The sequence below is a fragment of the Mycobacterium sp. IDUB_19 genome (assembly GCF_055419445.1).
Genome location: NZ_JBVAXR010000191.1, coordinates 1 through 833, shown reverse-complemented (window position 1 = coordinate 833; position 833 = coordinate 1). Strand labels below are relative to the sequence as shown.

Sequence of the window (833 nt, the reverse complement as noted above, 5' to 3'; positions counted from 1 at the left end):
ACCGCCGAGCCTGCTGCCAGAAGCACTGGCCTGCGGCCACCCAATAGCCCTTCGCGCCAAGCGATTCCGAGCTGATAAAGCGCCCCCCAGCACAGAAAGTAATTCAGCCAGCCGACGTAGGGCAGGTGGCCCACGATCGTGGCAACGTCGAGTACCGCGACGCCCACCGCCAACACGGCCGGCACCCAAAGGCCCCAACGGGCTTGTGCGGCAATCGCAATCGGGGTCAGCGACACCACCACCACATAGACGGCCAGGAACCACAGGTGCATTGCCACCGCCCAACCCGCGTATTCAAGCACGGAGCCGGGCACGCCGTAGGCCACCAGAATTGCCACCACTACCGACACCAGCGCGATGTAAACCGCTGTTGGTCCAAGCACCCGTGCTAATCGATGCCGAAGCCAGACCTCACGCGAGAAGCCCCCGGTGGCCCGTCGGTGGGTCCAGGACACTGCGCCGGCGTAACCGGCCGCCAAGAAGAACACCGGAACGGCCTGGAAAATCCAGGTCAGCCACTGCGTCCAAGGAATGTCGACGAGCGGGTTTTCCCGCCCGAAATGCCCATCGTGGTACGTCACGGATCCGGCCAGCCAGTGTCCCAGCACGATAAGCACCACGCCCGATGCGCGGTAGAAATCCACCGCCAGATTGCGAACGGGTCGCTCGGTGTTGAGGTGGTCCATCAGATCGCGAGGAGCTCGACGCGGTGCACAGCGTCACGGTACCGTCCGCGGTCAAGTCGCACCGATGGTGAGATCAGTCAGCCGAACCGGCCGGAAATGTAGTCCTGCTTGGGCTCAGCGATCAATTCCTCGATAGCCGGCGTCGAG

The 833-nt window shown here is 63.7% G+C and carries 1 protein-coding gene; it reads right to left on the bottom strand.

Translation table 11 applies throughout. The features are described 5' to 3' along the window. Window positions 1–686, bottom strand: a 686-nt coding sequence (locus tag ACZY0B_RS27860) for an acyltransferase family protein (protein WP_463767441.1), incomplete at its 3' end; no start/stop codon positions are given. Window positions 687–833 lie beyond the last annotated feature (147 nt).